This is a genomic window from Adhaeribacter pallidiroseus (genome assembly GCF_003340495.1).
GTDB classification, from domain to species: Bacteria; Bacteroidota; Bacteroidia; order Cytophagales; family Hymenobacteraceae; genus Adhaeribacter; species Adhaeribacter pallidiroseus.
In genome coordinates, this window is the sequence record NZ_QASA01000001.1 from 2,019,768 (window position 1) to 2,038,121 (window position 18,354).

General features: G+C 39.9%; 13 protein-coding genes and 1 tRNA gene. 10 read left to right on the forward strand and 4 right to left on the reverse strand.

The window, feature by feature from the left end; all coding sequences use genetic code 11:
- Positions 1-124: 124 nt before the first annotated feature.
- Entirely contained in the window at positions 125-1,195 is a 1,071-nt protein-coding gene (locus AHMF7616_RS07920; protein WP_115375506.1) for a DNA topoisomerase IB, read from the forward strand.
- 134 nt (positions 1,196-1,329) lie between these two features.
- Here AHMF7616_RS07920 and AHMF7616_RS07925 read toward each other — a convergent pair whose 3' ends face one another.
- The 3 genes from AHMF7616_RS07925 to AHMF7616_RS07935 form a co-directional block, all read right to left on the reverse strand.
- Positions 1,330-2,733: an exonuclease domain-containing protein gene (locus AHMF7616_RS07925; RefSeq protein ID WP_115372394.1), complete on the reverse strand. Its 1,404-nt coding sequence runs from the start codon at positions 2,731-2,733 to the stop codon at positions 1,330-1,332.
- Between the two features lie 254 nt (positions 2,734-2,987).
- A complete protein-coding gene (locus tag AHMF7616_RS07930) occupies positions 2,988-3,455 on the reverse strand; it encodes a ferritin-like domain-containing protein (protein ID WP_115372395.1) in 468 nt (155 codons plus the stop codon).
- Positions 3,456-3,553: 98 nt separating this feature from the next.
- Entirely contained in the window at positions 3,554-4,702 is a 1,149-nt protein-coding gene (locus AHMF7616_RS07935) for an AI-2E family transporter (protein ID WP_115372396.1), read from the reverse strand.
- A gap of 316 nt (positions 4,703-5,018) precedes the next feature.
- On the opposite strand from AHMF7616_RS07935, the gene AHMF7616_RS07940 reads away from it, so the two are divergent.
- The 9 genes from AHMF7616_RS07940 (at position 5,019) to rplT (ending at position 17,930) form a co-directional block, all read left to right on the forward strand.
- A complete protein-coding gene (locus AHMF7616_RS07940) occupies positions 5,019-6,893 on the forward strand; it encodes a DNA topoisomerase IV subunit B (RefSeq protein ID WP_115372397.1) in 1,875 nt (624 codons plus the stop codon).
- Positions 6,886-9,612: a DNA gyrase/topoisomerase IV subunit A gene (locus tag AHMF7616_RS07945; RefSeq protein WP_115372398.1), complete on the forward strand. Its 2,727-nt coding sequence runs from the start codon at positions 6,886-6,888 to the stop codon at positions 9,610-9,612. The genes AHMF7616_RS07940 and AHMF7616_RS07945 overlap by 8 nt, the downstream gene beginning before the upstream one ends.
- 21 nt (positions 9,613-9,633) lie before the next feature.
- Positions 9,634-10,413, forward strand: a complete 780-nt coding sequence (locus AHMF7616_RS07950) for a tetratricopeptide repeat protein (RefSeq protein WP_115372399.1) — start codon at positions 9,634-9,636, stop codon at positions 10,411-10,413.
- Between the two features lie 442 nt (positions 10,414-10,855).
- Positions 10,856-13,348 (forward strand): DUF5686 and carboxypeptidase-like regulatory domain-containing protein, encoded by a 2,493-nt coding sequence (locus AHMF7616_RS07955; RefSeq protein ID WP_115372400.1) that lies wholly within the window; start codon positions 10,856-10,858, stop codon positions 13,346-13,348.
- Positions 13,349-13,603: 255 nt separating this feature from the next.
- On the forward strand, positions 13,604-14,632 hold the full coding sequence (locus AHMF7616_RS07960) for a tetratricopeptide repeat protein (RefSeq protein ID WP_158546120.1): 1,029 nt from the start codon (positions 13,604-13,606) through the stop codon (positions 14,630-14,632).
- A 32-nt stretch (positions 14,633-14,664) separates the two neighbouring features.
- Positions 14,665-16,605, forward strand: a complete 1,941-nt coding sequence (gene thrS / locus AHMF7616_RS07965) for a threonine--tRNA ligase (RefSeq protein WP_115372402.1) — start codon at positions 14,665-14,667, stop codon at positions 16,603-16,605.
- 78 nt (positions 16,606-16,683) lie between these two features.
- Positions 16,684-17,235, forward strand: a complete 552-nt coding sequence (infC, locus tag AHMF7616_RS07970; RefSeq protein ID WP_115372403.1) for a translation initiation factor IF-3 — start codon at positions 16,684-16,686, stop codon at positions 17,233-17,235.
- Between the two features lie 29 nt (positions 17,236-17,264).
- Positions 17,265-17,459: a 50S ribosomal protein L35 gene (gene rpmI / locus AHMF7616_RS07975; RefSeq protein WP_115372404.1), complete on the forward strand. Its 195-nt coding sequence runs from the start codon at positions 17,265-17,267 to the stop codon at positions 17,457-17,459.
- Between the two features lie 126 nt (positions 17,460-17,585).
- Positions 17,586-17,930 (forward strand): 50S ribosomal protein L20, encoded by a 345-nt coding sequence (gene rplT / locus AHMF7616_RS07980; protein ID WP_115372405.1) that lies wholly within the window; start codon positions 17,586-17,588, stop codon positions 17,928-17,930.
- 269 nt (positions 17,931-18,199) lie between these two features.
- Here rplT and AHMF7616_RS07985 read toward each other — a convergent pair.
- A tRNA-Met gene (locus AHMF7616_RS07985) sits at positions 18,200-18,273 on the reverse strand.
- Between the last annotated feature and the right edge of the window lie 81 nt (positions 18,274-18,354).

The window sequence follows — 18,354 nt, forward strand, 5'->3', positions numbered from 1 at the left end:
ATTCCGGATACGCATTTTAAAAAACAATGGCGCACCGTTAAGTGAAAATTTAAAAAACCGCCATAAGCCAACGGAAAACTTTTATTTTTTTAGCCAGTTAAAGACATTAACGCAAGAAGTGGCAATGGAAGAAAAAGATGTACATGTATTATACGCTGACCCGGTGCAATCGGCGGCAGAGGCTGGCTTACGCTATATACCCGACACTGGTAAAGGATTCACCCGCAAAAAAAGCGGAAAAGGATTTACGTATTTAGATGCTAAAGGGGAAAAAATCACCGACCCTAAAATTCTGGATCGTTTGAATAAATTAATTATACCACCCGCCTGGGAAAATGTATGGATTTGTACTTCGCCGAACGGGCATATTCAAGCTACGGGTCGTGATGTAAAGGGCCGGAAACAGTATATTTACCATCCGCAATGGCGCAATGCGCGTAGTTTAACCAAATTTAGCCGCATGATTGCCTTTGGGGAAGCTTTAACCGCAATGCGCCAACAGATAGAAAAAGATTTACAGATCCGGGATTTAAACCAGCGGAAAGTAACGGCTATTGTTTTAAATTTATTAGATCAGTCTTTAATTCGGATTGGTAACCGGCACTACGCTGAAACGAATAAATCTTATGGGTTAACTACGTTGCGCGATAGACACGTAGAAATAGACGGCGACGAAGTAAAATTTCAGTTTATTGGCAAAAAAGGGGTGCCCCACCAAATTGGCATTAAAGACCGGCGATTGGCCCGTTTAGTGAAGAAATGTAAAGACATTCCGGGCTACGACTTGTTTCAATACTACGATCCGGATGGTACCCGGCAAACCTTGGATTCGGGCCAGGTAAACAGTTACATCCAGGAAATTAGCGGCAACGATTTTACGGCTAAAGATTTCCGAACCTGGGGAGGAACAGTGTTAATGGTGGAATGTCTGGAGAATTTGCTGGATGAAAATCCCGAATTGGAGAAAGAAAAGTCCGTAAAAAACGCGTTTAAATCCGTTGCGAAGGGATTAGGCAATACGCCCGCAGTTTGCAGTAAATACTACGTTCATCCACAAATCCTGGAAATTTTTAAAAATGATCAGCTACTTGAATATTTAAAAAAACACGATGCCGAGGAGTTTACCGAATCATATTTGTCAGCTACTGAAAAAATGGTACTGGAGATGCTAAAAAGTGTTCTGCCTGGTAAATAGTTAAATGGTTGGATGGCTGAAGTGTTAGAAGATTAAGCTAGCTGATGATAAATATGCTCATTAAAAAATTTGCTGCTTCTAACCAAAGTATTTTAATCCCAACTAACCATCCAACCATCCAACAATTTAAAAATTCAATCAAAAACAATTACTTTATCGCGGTGCTTGGTGCGCAAATAGCCCCGGATAATTTGCTGAATATCTTTATTGTCGTTGTAAGATTTTACAGCACTTCTGAAATCGGCCATGTTGCTGGCCGAAAAAGTTTCGTCAACAAAACCAAAGCCTATATAACGGCCATTATCCACGCAAACAATGGTACGCTCGCCCGCTTCGCGGCCTTTACCAATAATAACAAAGGAATCGTGTTCGTAGGTAAAAGAATCTATGGCTTGGTCTACCCGGGCGTTATATTCTTCCGGTGGTTCCTGGTTCACACAAGCGCCTTTGCATTGGTGCACCTGGTAATCAAAACAAGCACCTTTCGTTTTATATAAATCGCATAATTTCTGGCACAAATTAAATTTAGCTACTTTATGGTACAGAAAATCCTTGGATTTAAAATGATTGGTTAAGGCAATAATAGGCGGATTATCGGGCGAAACTTTTTGAAAGGTCAGGCGCTTGTACCCGTTCTGGTCGTAGTAGGTATAAATACCAGAACTAAACACACTGCGCCGCTGCTGCCGGTTGTAAAAAGGTTTTAACCGCTTTATTTCGTCCGATTCAAAGAGTAAGGCTACTAATTCGTTACCCATTAACTCGTACGAAATATCGGTAATGCGATTTTTAAACTCAATGGACTTGCGGCTTTTTACATCAATGTTAAAATGCTGAGTAACCCGCTTACGGATGTTAATACTTTTGCCCACATAAATTACTTCGCCGTGCTCGTCGTAGAAATAGTAAACTCCCGGAGCATCTGGTAACGCATCTATCTGGGCGCGGTTTATGGCAGGCGGCAGAAGTGAGGTACGCATTTCGTTATTGATAAACTTTTTGCTTTTTTCGGTTAAAGCATCACCAGAGTTCACAATTGCTACTTCGTTAATTTTGATAAGTTTATCGAACAATTTAGCGGTTGCTTCGGCATCACCAATAGCCCGGTGGCGCATTTTTAATTCAATGTCGACACTCTTGCATAATTTGCCTAAACTGTAAGAAGGTAAGCCCGGCATTAAAGAACGGCTTAACCGAACGGTACATAAGGTTTTACGCTGGTAATTAAAGCCCAAATCGGCAAATTCTTTTTTAATAAAAGAATAATCAAAGCGCACGTTATGCGCTACAAAAACCTTCCCTTCGGTAAATTGCACAATGTCTTTGGCTACTTCATGAAACTTAGGTGCTTCCTGCACCATATCGTCCGTAATGCCGGTAAGCTGGGTAATAAAGAAGGGAATGGGACGCTCCGGATTAATTAAAGTATTGTACTGATCTACTACCTGATTACCATCGTGAATAAAAATGGCAATTTCTGTAATCCGGTCCTGGGCAGGTTGTCCGCCAGTGGTTTCGATGTCTATTATAGCGTACAAAAGAGCTGCGTTTAAAGGTAACCTATATTCTTTTTTGTATAACACTCCGCATTGGCTGCTTAGTTTCAATGAGTATGCTCCTGAAATATAAGGCTGCGCTGTTGTTTTTAGTATAAAGTTTTTAAAATTACTAACTTAAATGGCATTTGCTAAACTAATAATAATTTATCGGAACAATATTATTTTTATACCCTTACGTTAAAACAAAAAAGCAGCCCCATCAGCTGCTTTTTTAAAATTTAAAGAATAAGGTTCTAAATGCTGCGCTTCATGGTAGTAATGCGGTTTTTAGCTTCCAGAATTTCGCTGTGTTGTTTTTCCACTACACTCCGTATTTCCTCGGGTATTCCCGAAACGTTTAAAGCCGTTTCGTAGGTTTTTAGAGCAGCGGCATCGCCGTTTTCGCATTCATTCAGAATAGCTTCGTTGCTATTACCCGTAATCGCTGATTTTAAGTTAATCCAGCCCCGGTGTACTGCTTCGGCCGCATCCATTACAACGCCTTCAACGGTATTTTCGTTAGTAGTGGAAATCCCAAAGCGTTGCGCCTGGCTTTCCAGTTCACTGGCAAACTGCGCTCTTTGCTGCGATAAATTGCTAAGTTCTGATTTGAGTTGCGGATCATTGACACTTTCGGCGGCAGTTTCGTATCCTTTCATGCCGTCTTTGCAGGTTTCTACTAAGTCGTTAATAGCCCGAAATAATTTTTCATCTGGATTCATATTCCTAGTTTTTTCAAAATGTAGTTATAGAATATTAAAATGGTATATACTGCATTCTCTGGAACAGGGTTTAAATTAAGATGTTAACTTATGCTGAACTATTTGGCAGCCTTGTCTTGTTCATCTTTCTCTTTTTTTAAATTTAGGATCGTCCGGACCCGGCTGGAAAGCTTGCTAAATACATCTGGCTTATCGGAGTTGCTTTTAATATCGCCTAACAGAAAACCGAAAGGTTCTAAAGGTTCGTAAGCGTCAAATAACACTTTTAAGATAGCAATAATAGGAATAGATAAAATCATACCGGCGGCACCCCAAATTTCACCCCCAATAATTAATGCTAAAATGGCAGCAAATGGGTTTATGCTCACCTTAGAACCAGTAATGTTCGGCGTAATAAAATTACCTTCCAGGAACTGAACAAAAGCAAAAATACCGATTACTATTAACGCTTGTACCGCAGATCCGGTTTGAACCAGCGTGTATAAAGCCGGCAAAGCCGCCCCAATAAGAATTCCGATGTATGGTATAATGGTAAGTACCGAAGCAAAAATCCCAAAGAAGACCGCATAAGGTACACCCATAATCATCAATCCGGTCATATTCAAGATGGCCACAATTACAATAACGATTAGTAAGCCAGATATGTAGCTTTCTACTACTTTCTGGATGTTATCGATAGTGAGCATTAAGGTATCGCGTTTGTCGCGCGTTATAAACTTAAACATGAACCGCCTGAAATGTTCGCGGTAGAAAAGCATAAAGAAAATATAGATGGGAATAATGGTTAGCACACTGAGCGCCCCCGTAGTAAGCGATAAAGTCCCGCTTAAAATAGAAGTGCCAGTTTGCTGCAGCGTACCTAAGTTTTTACTAATAAACTCCCGCCCATTCGTTGGTTTAATGCCAAAGTTGTTCAGTAAAAAGGTTTGCACCTTTTGTATGTACTCGTTTACCTTATCCGATAAAGTGCCTAATTCCTGAACAAAACTGATTAATTGCGACGATAAAAGCCAGATTAAACCGGCCAAAAAAGCAATCACCATAATAATACAGAGTAAGATTGCTAGTGGCCGCGGCAAGCGCAACCTTTCCAGCCGCTCGCAAAGGGGCACCAATAACAAAGCAAACAGCCCTGAAAAGCAGATGGGTACTAATATAGATTTAAAGGTTTGGAGAAACCAAATCAGCAGGACTAAGCCCAGTAGTATAATGGTGTACTTAAAGTACTTGGGGAAGTTAATTTCCATGTTTTAGTAAAAATTTTAGCAATAGTATTATGCGTTTCCAGAAAAATTAGCTAAATTCATACAGCTAATTGCCTGCTGTTTGATCCTTGTTTTAAGGGTATAGAGCGAAATATTAAGGTTTTTATTGAACCCGTAAGGGTTAATTTTGGTTTACCATAAACAATTACTCAGTACCCGTATTTTACCGTGTAATGCAAATATTATTAGCATTTCTGCTGCATAACCTCTAGGCCTTATACGTACCTGCTTTTCGGGGTTATAACTTTTTTCTTTACTTTTAACCTAAATCTATTTTTAACTTTCTCTTTCTTTCAGAATGGCTGAAGTAACTAACAATTATACCGAAGATAGTATCCGCTCCCTCGATTGGCGCGAACACATCCGGCTGCGCCCGGGTATGTACATTGGTAAACTGGGCGACGGCTCTTCGCTGGATGATGGTATTTATATTCTGGTAAAAGAAATTATTGATAACTCCATCGACGAGTACGTGATGGGCAATGGCAAAACCATTGAAATTAAAATTACCGACCACAAGGTGCAAATACGCGATTATGGCCGGGGTATTCCTTTGGGTAAGGTTATCGATTGCGTGAGTAAAATAAATACCGGCGGTAAGTACGACAGCAAAGCATTCCAAAAATCGGTGGGTTTAAACGGGGTAGGTACTAAAGCTACGAATGCCCTGGCTAGTTATTTTAAAGTTCAATCAATTCGCGACAGTCAGATTAAAACGGCCGAGTTCGAGCGGGGTGAGTTAATGCACGATCACCCGGTGATAGAAACAAACCTACGTAATGGTACTTTAATCACCTTCGTACCCGATGATACTATTTTTAAAAATTATCGCTTTATTCCAGAATATCTGGAGAACCAGATTCGGAATTACGTGTATCTAAACGCGGGATTAACGATTAACTTCAACGGTCAGAAATTTTATTCCGAGCACGGCTTAAAAGATTTATTAACCCATAAAACCGATGTTGAAGCCCTGCGGTACCCCATTATTCATCTTCGGGGAGAAGACATTGAGATTGCCTTATCGCACGGCGACGAATATGGCGAAGAATATTATTCTTTCGTGAATGGCCAGTATACCACGCAAGGAGGTACCCACTTAGCTGCTTTCCGGGAATCTATTGCCAAAACAGTTAAAGAATTTTTTAAGAAAGATTACGAGGCTTCCGATGTGCGAGCATCAATAATCGGAGCTATCAGCATCCGGGTGCAGGAACCGGTTTTTGAATCACAAACTAAAACTAAATTAGGTTCTATTTTAATGGGGCCGGATAGTCCTTCGGTCCGAAACTATATTCATGATTTCGTAAAAGAACACCTCGATAATTACCTGCATAAAAATCCGGCCGTAGCAGATGCCATGAAACGCCGCATTGAGCAAAGCGAGCGCGAGCGTAAGGATATGGCGGGTATTAAAAAGCTGGCAAACCAACGGGCCAAAAAAGCCAACCTACACAACCGCAAACTGCGCGATTGCCGCGTGCATTTTACCGATGAGCAAAATGAAAAACACCTGCTATCTACCTTATTTATTACCGAAGGTGATTCGGCGAGTGGTTCCATTACGAAATCGCGCAACGTAGATACCGAAGCGGTATTTAGTTTACGCGGTAAGCCGCTTAACTGCTTTGGTTTAAAGAAAAAGGTAGTATACGAAAACGAAGAATTTAACCTCTTGCAGCACGCTTTAAATATAGAAGAAAGCCTGGAAGACTTGCGTTACAACCGGGTGGTAGTGGCTACCGATGCCGACGTTGACGGCATGCACATTCGCTTATTGCTACTGACTTTCTTTTTACAGTTCTTCCCGGATTTAGTGAAAAATGGCCATTTATACATCTTAGAAACACCGTTGTTCCGGGTGCGCAATAAGAAAGAAACCATTTACTGCTACAACGAACAAGAAAAACAAGCGGCCATGAAGAAGTTGGGCAAAAATCCGGAAATCACCCGGTTTAAAGGTTTAGGCGAGATATCACCAGAAGAATTTGGCAAGTTTATCGGCGATAACATTCGTTTAGAACCGGTTATTTTAAACACCGAAACTTCTATCCAGAAAATATTAAGTTATTTTATGGGTAAGAACACGCCGGAACGCCAGAATTTTATTATCGACAACCTCAAAGTAGAAAAAGATATTGTGGAGGACGTAGAAGAAGAAGTTTATGCTTAACGATATAGAAAACGATGCGCTGTTAAATGGGGAAGAACCGTTTGCCAGCGAAGAAAAGATACACGAAATTACCGCCGTGGATGGCATGTACCAAAACTGGTTTCTGGATTATGCTTCCTACGTAATTCTGGAGCGGGCAGTACCTGCCATTGAAGACGGTTTAAAACCCGTGCAGCGTCGTATTCTGCACGCTATGAAAGAAATGGATGATGGCCGCTTTAATAAAGTAGCGAACATTATCGGGCAAACCATGCAGTACCATCCGCATGGGGACGCTTCTATTGGCGATGCTATTGTAAACCTGGGCCAGAAAGATTTATTAATCGAAACGCAGGGTAACTGGGGCGATGTGCGCACCGGCGATAGTGCCGCAGCGGCCCGCTACATTGAGGCTCGTTTATCTAAGTTTGCTTTAGATGTTGTTTACAATCCAGATACCACGGTTTGGCAAGCCTCTTACGATGGCCGGAAAAACGAGCCGGTAACTTTGCCGGTTAAATTCCCACTGTTGCTGGCGCAGGGAGTAGAAGGTATTGCGGTAGGCTTATCTACCAAAATAATGCCGCACAACTTTAAAGAGTTAATTCGTGCTTCTATTGATGTACTAAAGAAAAGGCCAACCCAGTTGTATCCGGACTTCTTAACCGCCGGAATGATCGATGTTACCGATTACAAAGGAGGAGCCCGTGGGAGCCGTATTCGTATTCGCGCTACTATTGAGAAGGTAGATAAAACCTTGCTCATTATTCGCGATGTGCCTTATGGTACTACCACTACGGCTTTAATGGAGTCTATCGTAAAGGCAAGTGAAAACAATAAAATCAAAATTAAGAAGGTAATCGATAATACGGCGGCTAACGTAGAAATACACGTGCAATTGCCGCCAGGCGTTTCTCCTGACTTAACTATCGATGCGTTATATGCTTTCACGGATTGTGAAGTGTCTATGTCGCCGAATACCTGCGTGATCATCGACGATAAACCGCATTTTTTAACCGTAGACGAAGTGCTGAAAATTTCTACGCAGAAAACGGTAGATTTATTACAAAGCGAACTCGAAATTAAGATGGCTGAGCTGGACTACAAATGGCACATGTCGTCGCTGGAAAAGATATTTATTGAAAACCGCATCTACCGTAAAATAGAAGAGTGCGAAACCTGGGAAGCCGTTCTGGAAGCTATTGATAAAGGTTTAAAACCTTTTAAAAAATTGTTGCGCCGGGAAGTTACTACGGAGGATATTCTGCGCTTAACCGAAATTAAGATTAAGCGGATTTCTAAATTTGACTCCTTTAAAGCAGATGAATACATTAAAAAGTTGGAAGAGGAAATGGCCGAAACCGCCGATAATCTCGCCAACATCATTCGCTTTTCCATTGCCTATTTTGAAAATTTATTAAAAAAATACGGAGCTGGTCGCGACCGCAAAACGCAGATTCGCACGTTTGATGTTATTACGGCGCAAAAAGTAGCCATTGCCAACCAGAAATTGTATGTAAACCGGGCGGATGGCTTCGTAGGTTACGGGTTAAAGAAAGATGAGTTTGTAACGGATTGTTCCGATATGGACGATGTAATCGCGATTACGAAAGATGGTAAATTCCGGGTAACCCGAATTGCCGAGAAAACCTTTGTGGGCAAAGATGTTATTTACGCGGGTATCTACAACAAAAATGATGAACACATGGTGTACAACATGATTTACGTAGATGGCTCATCCGGCATATCTTATGCTAAGCGCTTTTCGGTAAATGGTATAACCCGCGATAAAGAATATGATTTAACCAAAGCGACTAACGGCACCAAAGTTCATTACTTAACTGCTAACCCGAACAGCGAATCAGAAGTGGTAAATATAACTTTAACACCAACGTCTACGGCCCGGGTAAAAACATTTGATTTCGACTTTGCCGAATTACTAATTAAAGGCAAAGGCTCCATGGGGAATGTAGTTACCAAATACCCGGTTAAGAAAATAGTGCAAAAAAGCCGCGGCGAATCCACCCTGGGTGGCCGCGAGATTTACTACGACGAAGTGATTGGCCGATTGAATACCGAATCCAGAGGCAAGTATTTAGGATCCTTTAATACCGATGACAGTATTTTGGTTATTTACAAGGATGGTAGTTACGAGTTAACGTCTTTTGATTTAACTAACCACTACGATGTTGCCAATATGGAAATAATTTTAAAATTTGATTCAGAACGGGTAATATCGGCCATTCACATTGATGGCGAAAGTAAGAACACCTACGTTAAACGGTTTAAAATCGAAACCACAACCATTGGTAAACGATTTGTATTTATCAGTGAAAACAAAGGTTCTAAACTTTTAGCGGTTTCTACCCAACCGGAACCCCAAGCGGAAATCAAGTTTCAAAGAGATAAAAAATCCGAGAAAGAAGTAGAAACAATTTTATTAAATGCATTTATTGATGTGAAAGGTTGGAAAGCTACGGGCAATCGTTTAAATTACTACAAAATTTTTAGTGTAAACTTAACTAAATCGGTTGCGGACGAAGTGGAAGCTAAACCTGTAAAAGGTTTAGCCACCCGGAGATTAGCTAAAGTTGCTGCAAATCCAGTAGTAAATAATAGCGAACTCGCCGAATTACCAGTTGATTCTCAAAATATTGATAAACTGATAAGCGTTGAGTCCGTACAAGTAAGTAATAGTATAGAAGAGAAACCTAAAAAACGGCAACTTAACTTATTTTAAAAATTGTAATTATTTAATTCAATGGTAAAGGTCTGGAACAAATTAGTAGGAGTATGGCTGGTGACGGTGTTATTTTGTTTCCAGGCCTTTGCATTTAATGTCTCTGATGAACTTGTTCGGGAAGCAAATCAATTATTAGGAGAATATAAGGATGCCGAAGCACTCCAAAAATTTGAAGAAGTGCTGGTGGTTGCGCCCCAGCATTACGAAGCCTTATACAAAATAAGCTTGTTGCATTCCCGCATTGGGCTGCGTTATTCCGATGAATCGCAAAAAAGCGAACACTTTTTATTGGCTAAAGACTTTGCTGAAAAAGCCTTGCGCGTGAACAAACAAGGAGCCGAATCAAACTATGTCATGGCATTGGCCATTTCTAACTTGTCTTTTGTATCAGGTGCAAAAGCACGCATTAGCAATTTAAAAAATGTTAAGTTATATCTAGATCGTTCGTTAGCAGCTAATTTAAGGTATGCTAGTGCCTGGCAACTATTGGGTAGGTGGCATTATAAAGTGGCTAACATGAACGTTTTAGAATGTACAATTTCCAAGGTATTAAACGGCTGTACCAAAACCGAAGCTAGCAACAGTTTAGCGGTATCGTGTCTGAAAAAGGCAATTGCTTTAGAAGTCAATAATTTAAATTATTACTACGATTTAGCGGTAGTTTACCGCGAAATGAAAGAAATAGACGAAAGCATAGCGGTGTTACAAAACGCCGCGCAGCTCCAACCCATTACTTCTGAAGATTTAGAGCTAAGCCGCCGTTGCAAGGTAATGTTGAATGAATTGAGTCCGAGTTAATAAATTTTTAAATTTATAGTAAAAGCCAGTTACATAACTGGCTTTTTTTATGAGCTACATACAAAATTTAATAAATTTAGCGGATATAGAACGGATTCAAAGTATCTTTATCTTTTCAATAAAGGAATAGTGGTACATACCATCCAAGGTGAATATTTTGTGTTCAAGAAACCAGGTATCTGCAACCGCAGGGTAGTATTAGTTTCAGCCAATTGCTTATTTCGTGCATCTCTTTAATTTTGAACTTAGCTTAATTATAGCTTACCATTCCAGTTATTTAAGCATTTTTTTCTTTTTGCCCCGCAAGATACAACAATAGTAAATTCTTAAAGAGTTAAATACAAAAACGTGAACCAAAGAGGCATTCCTTTAAAAATTAAATAATTAGTTTTCACGATTTTTTAAATTTTTGAATTTAAATTTGCCTACAAATAAATAAGCTTTGTATAAGTTTTTACAAATAGTGCTTTTTACCTTTTCGGTATTTACAATCCAGGCCCAGCACCGGATTACCGGAAAAGTATTTGATGCTACTACCGGTGAAGCCTTGCCATTTGTAAATGTTTATATAAAAAATACGAATACCGGTACTACCACCGACGACCAAGGTGTTTATAGTTTGTGGTTAACCAAAATTCCAGATTCCTTAACTGTTTCCTTTGTAGGATATCGCACCCAATCCAAAATTTTAAAGCCAGGGCTTCCTATTCAGGAAATAAACTTTAAATTAGTCGCCAGCGCTTTAAACTTGCAGGAAGTAGTGATCCGGCCGGGAGAAAATCCGGCCTTCCGGATTATGCGATTAGTAATGGCGCACAAGAAAATAAACGACAAGCGTCGTTTAAGTGCCTATCAGTACGAGTCGTATACCAAAATGCAATTCGATATTGATAATCTGGCACCCACCAAAAAGCGCCTGGGGTTGCGCTCGGCTATTAACTCGGTGGTCGATTCGCAGATGTATTTATTAAATGAAAATGGTAAAAAAGTATTGCCCTTTTTCATCTCGGAAGCAGTTTCCGATTTTTACTACAATCGCGACCCCCGCAAAACCAAAGAAATTGTAAAAGCCTCTAAAGTTACCGGATACGGCATTCAGGACGGCAATTTAGTGGCGCAGGTAATCGGCAATTCTTACCAGGATTATAATTTTTATCAAAATTGGGTAAGTGTGCTGCAAAAAAACTTTGTCAGTCCGATTGCTGATGGTTGGAAAAGCGCTTATGAATACGATTTACAGGATAGCGTTTACTTAGGTAAAAATAAGTGCTATAAAATTAAAATTGAACCAAAGCGTCCGCAAGATTTAGCTTTTTATGGTACCATTTGGGTAAGTGACTCATCATTCGCTTTACGTAAAATTGATGTTGTAATTAGTAAAACAGCCAATATAAACTTTGTTGAAAAAATCCATTTAGTTCAGGAAGCTTTACCGGTAACGGGCGGTTCGTGGTTACCGGTGAAAACAGAAATTACTATGAACTTGGCTCGCATCAGTGAAAAAAGGCCCGGTATAATTGCCAAAATCAATACTTCTTACAAAAATACAATTGTTAATAAAGAACAAAAAGCTTCTTTCTTCGATCAACCAATAACTTTAGCCCAAACCGCAAACAGCAATTCCGAAGAATTTTGGCAGCAGAGTCGCCACGATACATTATCAACCGAAGAAAAGCAGGTTTATTCCCTTATCGATTCCATTAAAACCACTCCGCGTATAAAGCGGTTTACCGAAGTGGTGACTGTTCTGGCCTCTGGTTATCTTAAAGCTGGCCCGGTCAGTATAGGCAGGTACCCTTACTTTTATGCCAATAATAACATAGAAGGTCATCGTTTTCAAATAGGCGGAAAAACCAATTTTGATTTTAGTAAAAAATGGGAATTTCGGGGTTTTGTGGCATACGGTACACTCGATAAAAGATTTAAATACGAAGCATCTGGTAAGTACATCTTCTCCCGCAAGAAGTGGAGCGAAATTGGTTTTACCCGCAAAGAAGATTTGCAGCAAGCCGGCTTGATGTCCGATAAGTTAGCAGATAGTCCCTTTCTAACTGGTTTCTCCCGGTTTGGTACTTTAAGGCGACCATTTTACGTGCAGCAAACCAGTGCTTACTTGCAGCGCGATCTCTTTCCTGGCTTGATGCAGCGTATTACCCTGAGCAACCGGGTATTTAACCCGGATTTTGATTTTGCTTACTACCGGCACATTGGCGAACAGCCCCAGGTAGCTACCCGTGATTTTTCCAGTGCCGCTATAACTTTTTTAACCCGTTACGCTAAAAACGAAATATTCGTGCAAAATGATAATGAACGCATTAGTTTAGGGTCTGCGGGACATTGGCCGGTTTTTACTTTTAAATATACTTTAGGTTTTAAATATTTTCTGGGTTCTACGGTAGATTATCAACGTTTTGACGTGGGATTACAACAGCACTTTGTTATGGGACGCTTAGGAAATGCCATGTATCGTTTAGAGGCTGGTAAGATTTTTACTCCTGTACCTTATCCTTTATTGGAAGTTCATTTAGGCAACGAAACCTCCTTTTATTATGCGCAAACCTTTAATCTCATGAATTATTTTGAATTTGCCAGTGATGCTTTTGCTTCTTTGCATTACGAACAATATTTCGAAGGATTACTTTTAAACAGCTTACCATTGATAAAAAAACTAAAATGGCGGGTTGTAGGCACAACCAATGTACTTTATGGTCATCTGGATCAGGAAAATTTAAAAATAATTCCTGCTTTGGGGCTGAACGGTACGCCACAAGTGCCTTTTAAAACATTAAACAAAACTCCGTACGTAGAAGCAGCTTACGGCATCGAGAATATCTTTAAAGTTTTACGCGTAGATGCCTTTCATCGGTTAACTTATTTACAGAATTCTAAGAACAAGAATTTTGGCCTGCGGTTTTCGTTGCAATTTAAACTTTAGTGAATACTTCGTTTAGCCGCTTGAATAAAATAGTTGTATTTAATTTTTAAGGAAGAAGGATTTCTCTACTACTTCGCACCGCGTTACAAGATACATTCTGCACTTGCTTTCTACGGGAAAATTTAAAAAAGTTGGTAATTTTGCTGTTTCACCTGTACAGGTAGTTACCAGGATATGATTCAGCAGCTATTCCTTCCTATTATATTGGGATTTTTAATTTTTTCCTGCTCTTCTCCTGAACCTAATCAGGATAAGATGGTAGATTTTCGTAATGTTAAGTACGATCCGGCTTATACTTTAAAAGAAATTAGCGCCGCCATCACCCGCGATCCGCAAAATGCCACCCATTATTTTAAAAGAGCGCAGTATTACCAAGAAGCTAAAAATAATAAAAATGCTTTAAAGGATATTGAACAAGCCATTAAACTAGACGAAGAAAGAGGCGAATACCATTTCCGGAAAGCTCAGATATTACGAGATATGAGCAACTATCCGGCGGCACTTACAGCGGCAATCCAGGCTGAGGATTTAAATTACCGCAGCACAGACTTAGATATATTGTTAGGCGAACTTTATCTTTTTAGCAAAAAATACGAATTTGCTCTGCAGTATTTAAACGATGCTCAGGAAGAAACTCCCGAAAACGAGTACATCTATTTTTACAGGGGCTTAGCCTACGCCCATACTTCTGATTCGGTGGCAGCTATTCGCAATTTTAAATCTGCCATTAGGCGTGCTCCGGATTTAATAGAAGCTTATAACCAATTAATTAAAATTTATCTCAACCAGAAAGAAGACGTACAGGCATGGAGTTATTTGCGCGCCGGCCTCAAGCAAGATTCCACTAATGCGTACTTGTGGTATTATGCCGGAGAACATTATAATAACAGGGAACAAGCGGATAGCGCTTATTTCAGTTACAAGAATGCCGTGAAATACGATTCTTTGTTATATCTTGCCCATCATAAATTAGCTTTATTGGCTTTTGATAAAAACAACTATTCAGAGGCGGCTGCAGAAATGGAGAAAGCCATGAAATTTTTAAAAAAATTGCCGCAAGCGCACATGATATTGGGAGAAAGCTATGAAAAGTTAGGAGAACTAGATAAAGCATTGCCCCATTACCAATGGGTTTACACCCGGGAACCACAAAACATTAAAGCCATGTGGGGCGTACGGCGTACCATGTACCGACTTTATAAATTAAAACGCGATAGTTTGCGCCTCGACGAAAAGAAAAAACGGGATAGTTTATTAGCTATTTTTCGTCAGGGTCAGTCTTAATAGAAGAAAACAATATTTTGGAATTTAACAGAATGATTCATATTACATTACCGGATGGTTCCGTAAAAGAATACGAAGCTGGGGTAACTGGTTACGACATTGCTTCCGGCATTAGCGAAGGTTTAGCCCGCAACGTATTGGCTGCTAAAGTAAACAACGAAGTAGTAGAATCTAATCGGCCCATTACGCAAGATGCTTCCGTGCAATTATTAACCTGGAACGATCTGGAAGGGAAAGCAACTTATTGGCATTCCTCGGCACACTTACTAGCCGAAGCATTGGAAGCTTTATACCCCGGAGTTCAGTTTGGGATTGGTCCGGCCATTGAAAATGGTTTTTATTACGATATAGATTTAGGAGATCGGCAGCTTTCGCAGGATGATTTTCAGGCTATTGAACTAAAAATGCTGGAACTGGCCCGCGCTAAAAGCCACTATGTCCGAAAAGAGGTCTCCAAAGCCGATGCCATTGCTTACTTTACTGATAAAGGTGACAAGTATAAGCTGGATTTGTTGCAGGACTTGCAAGATGGCACCATCACTTTTTATTCGCAAGGTAACTTTACTGATCTTTGCCGGGGTCCGCATATCCCAAATACTGGCTTTATTAAAGCGGTAAAACTCATGAATGTGGCCGGCGCTTACTGGCGGGGCGACGAAAAAAGCAAGCAGCTTACCCGCGTATACGCCATTACCTTCCCGAAACAAAAAGATTTAATTGAGTATTTAGAGCGCCTGGAAGAAGCCAAACGCCGTGATCATCGTAAGTTAGGCAAAGAACTCGAGTTATTTGCTTTTTCCGAAAAGGTGGGCATGGGTTTACCTTTATGGTTACCCAAAGGTACTGCTTTACGCGAACGCCTCGAAAATTTTATGCGGCGGGCGCAGGTAAAAGCCGGTTACCAGCAGGTAGTTACTCCCCATATTGGTACTAAAGAATTATATGTTACCTCCGGCCATTACGAAAAATACGGTAAAGATTCTTTTCAGCCGATTCATACTCCCAACGAAGGGGAAGAATTCTTGCTGAAACCCATGAATTGTCCGCACCACTGCGAAATTTACAAAGTTAAACCAAGATCTTACCGCGATTTACCTTTGCGTTTGGCGGAATTTGGTACCGTATACCGGTATGAGCAAAGCGGGGAACTACACGGCTTAACCCGCGTAAGAGGTTTTACTCAGGACGATGCGCATATTTTCTGTAGACCGGATCAGGTGAAAGAAGAGTTTATTAAAGTTATAGACTTGGTATTATATGTGTTCAACGCTTTAGGTTTTGAAGATTATACTGCGCAAATATCGTTGCGCGACCAAGTGAACCGTAGCAAATACATTGGCAGCGACGAAGTTTGGGAAAAAGCCGAAAATGCAATTATGGAAGCCGCGCAGGAAAAAGGCTTACCTACTGTAACCGAATACGGAGAAGCCGCTTTTTATGGTCCTAAGCTAGACTTTATGGTAAAAGATGCTTTAGGTAGAAAATGGCAGTTAGGTACTATCCAGGTAGATTATAATTTACCGGAACGTTTCCAATTGGAATACACTGCTTCTGATAACACGAAACAACGACCCGTCATGATTCACCGGGCTCCATTTGGATCAATAGAGCGTTTCGTTGCTGTATTGATTGAGCATTGTGCCGGTAATTTTCCATTGTGGTTAAGTCCGGAACAATTTACCATATTACCCATTTCGGAAAAGTATCACGAGTATGCCCAAAAAGTATACGATCGTTTGTTGCAGGAAGATATCCGGGGACATATTGATACCCGGGATGAGAAGATTGGCCGTAAAATCCGCGATGCAGAAGTTCAAAAGATTCCTTACATGCTCATTGTGGGCGAAAAAGAACAAGAAAATAACATTATAGCGGTTCGGAAACATGGTATTGGGGATATGGGCAACTTAACCGTAGACCTATTTATTAGTAATTTTAAATCGATGGTAGAGGATATTCTAAGTAAAAAATAGAAATAATTTTTAAAATATATTCTTTTGTGCGATATTCGCACCTCAATTGTAAATTGTTAAACTTAAACGAGTAAAAATATTAATCCTACAAACAAACGCCCTGGACCGAGAACGGTCGTTGAGGAGCCATATAAGATAAATAACCGAATTTTGGCCCGGGAAGTACGGCTAGTTGGTGAAAACATCCAGCCCGGAATTTATTCCTTAACCGAAGCCCAAGCTATAGCACGAGAGCAAAACTTGGATTTAGTGGAGATTTCGCCCAAAGCAGAACCGCCGGTTTGTCGTATTGTAGATTATTCCAAGTTTAAGTACGACATCAAGAAAAAGCAACGGGAGTTAAAAGCGAAAACCCAAAAGGTTGTTCAGAAAGAAATTCGTTTCGGCCCGAACACCGATGATCATGATTTTGAATTTAAAGTAAAGCATGCGAAAGCATTTTTAGAAAGTGGCGCCAAGGTAAAAGCTTACGTGCACTTTGTTGGCCGGACCATTGTTTTTAAAGAACGCGGCGAATTGCTTTTACTAAAATTTGCACAAGCATTGGAAGAAGTAGCAAAGGTAGAACAGATGCCTAAATTAGAAGGTAAGCGGATGTTCTTGTTTTTAGCTCCTAAACCCAAAAAGTAAAACAGAACTTCAACAATTAAATAAATAAAATGCCTAAAGTAAAAACTAAATCTGGTGCAAAAAAGAGGTTTTCTCTTACCGGTACGGGCAAAATAAAGCGTAAACACGCTTTTAAAAGCCATATCTTAACCAAGAAAACCACTAAGCAGAAACGGAGCTTAACTCATGTTGGTTTAGTAAGTGATGCTGACATGGGCCGCGTAAAAGCGATGCTCAACATTTAAGGAAAGTTGCAAACCGGTTTAGATTGGTTGAATAATTTTTCTAAGAATTAAATTATTTTTCACCCGGAGTTTGGTAGCAAAGCATTTATAAAGATATAAATCACCACTCGCCAAAAAAGTAAAGAAATGCCAAGATCAGTAAATGTCGTAGCCGCCCGACAAAAAAGAAAGCGGATTATGAAGCTGGCAAAAGGTTATTTTGGACGTCGTAAGAACGTTTGGACCGTTGCCAAAAATGCGGTTGAAAAAGGTTTATTATATGCCTACCGCGATAGAAAAGTAAAGAAAAGAGATTTCCGGAGTTTATGGATCCAGCGTATAAACGCAGGAGTTCGGGAATATGGCTTATCGTATTCCCAATTTATGGGTAGCCTTAAAAAAGCTAATATTAACTTAAACCGGAAAGTATTAGCTGACTTAGCCATGAATCACCCAGATGCTTTTAAAGGAATCGTCGAAAAAGTAAAATAAATTTTAAAGAATTAAAAAAAAAGCTTAGCCCTAGGTTAAGCTTTTTTTTTAAATATGCATTTACCAGCTATTATGCTATATAACTAAATTAGCCAACAATCTGCTATTTTATTTTAATTGATCAGTTAATTCTAAAGAAGATTGGTAAGGTTAGCTTAATAGCCGAACAATCAATAGATAAGATTATTAATTATCATTCAGAGTATAATAATAAGAAGGTAAATGAATAGAATAAAAAAGCCCCTATACAAAATGCACAGGGGCTGAAGTAGCGGGGAGGGGAGTTGAACCCCTGACCTCAGGGTTATGAATCCTGTGCTCTAACCAACTGAGCTACCCCGCCATTTAAATGGGAGTGCAAATCTAGGCATAACATTATTATATAAGCAAGCTTTTGTAAAATAAAATAATTTGATTTAATTAC

What these genes read in the sequence shown, in the direction of transcription:
- AHMF7616_RS07920 (WP_115375506.1), top strand. Translation starts at nt 125, where the DNA reads ATGGAAGAAAAAGATGTACATGTATTATACGCTGACCCGGTGCAATCG.
- AHMF7616_RS07930 (WP_115372395.1), bottom strand. Translation starts at nt 3,455, where the DNA reads ATGAATCCAGATGAAAAATTATTTCGGGCTATTAACGACTTAGTAGAA.
- AHMF7616_RS07935 (WP_115372396.1), bottom strand. Translation starts at nt 4,702, where the DNA reads ATGGAAATTAACTTCCCCAAGTACTTTAAGTACACCATTATACTACTG.
- AHMF7616_RS07940 (WP_115372397.1), top strand. Translation starts at nt 5,019, where the DNA reads ATGGCTGAAGTAACTAACAATTATACCGAAGATAGTATCCGCTCCCTC.
- AHMF7616_RS07945 (WP_115372398.1), top strand. Translation starts at nt 6,886, where the DNA reads ATGCTTAACGATATAGAAAACGATGCGCTGTTAAATGGGGAAGAACCG.
- AHMF7616_RS07950 (WP_115372399.1), top strand. Translation starts at nt 9,634, where the DNA reads ATGGTAAAGGTCTGGAACAAATTAGTAGGAGTATGGCTGGTGACGGTG.
- AHMF7616_RS07960 (WP_158546120.1), top strand. Translation starts at nt 13,604, where the DNA reads ATGGTAGATTTTCGTAATGTTAAGTACGATCCGGCTTATACTTTAAAA.
- thrS (WP_115372402.1), top strand. Translation starts at nt 14,665, where the DNA reads ATGATTCATATTACATTACCGGATGGTTCCGTAAAAGAATACGAAGCT.
- rpmI (WP_115372404.1), top strand. Translation starts at nt 17,265, where the DNA reads ATGCCTAAAGTAAAAACTAAATCTGGTGCAAAAAAGAGGTTTTCTCTT.
- rplT (WP_115372405.1), top strand. Translation starts at nt 17,586, where the DNA reads ATGCCAAGATCAGTAAATGTCGTAGCCGCCCGACAAAAAAGAAAGCGG.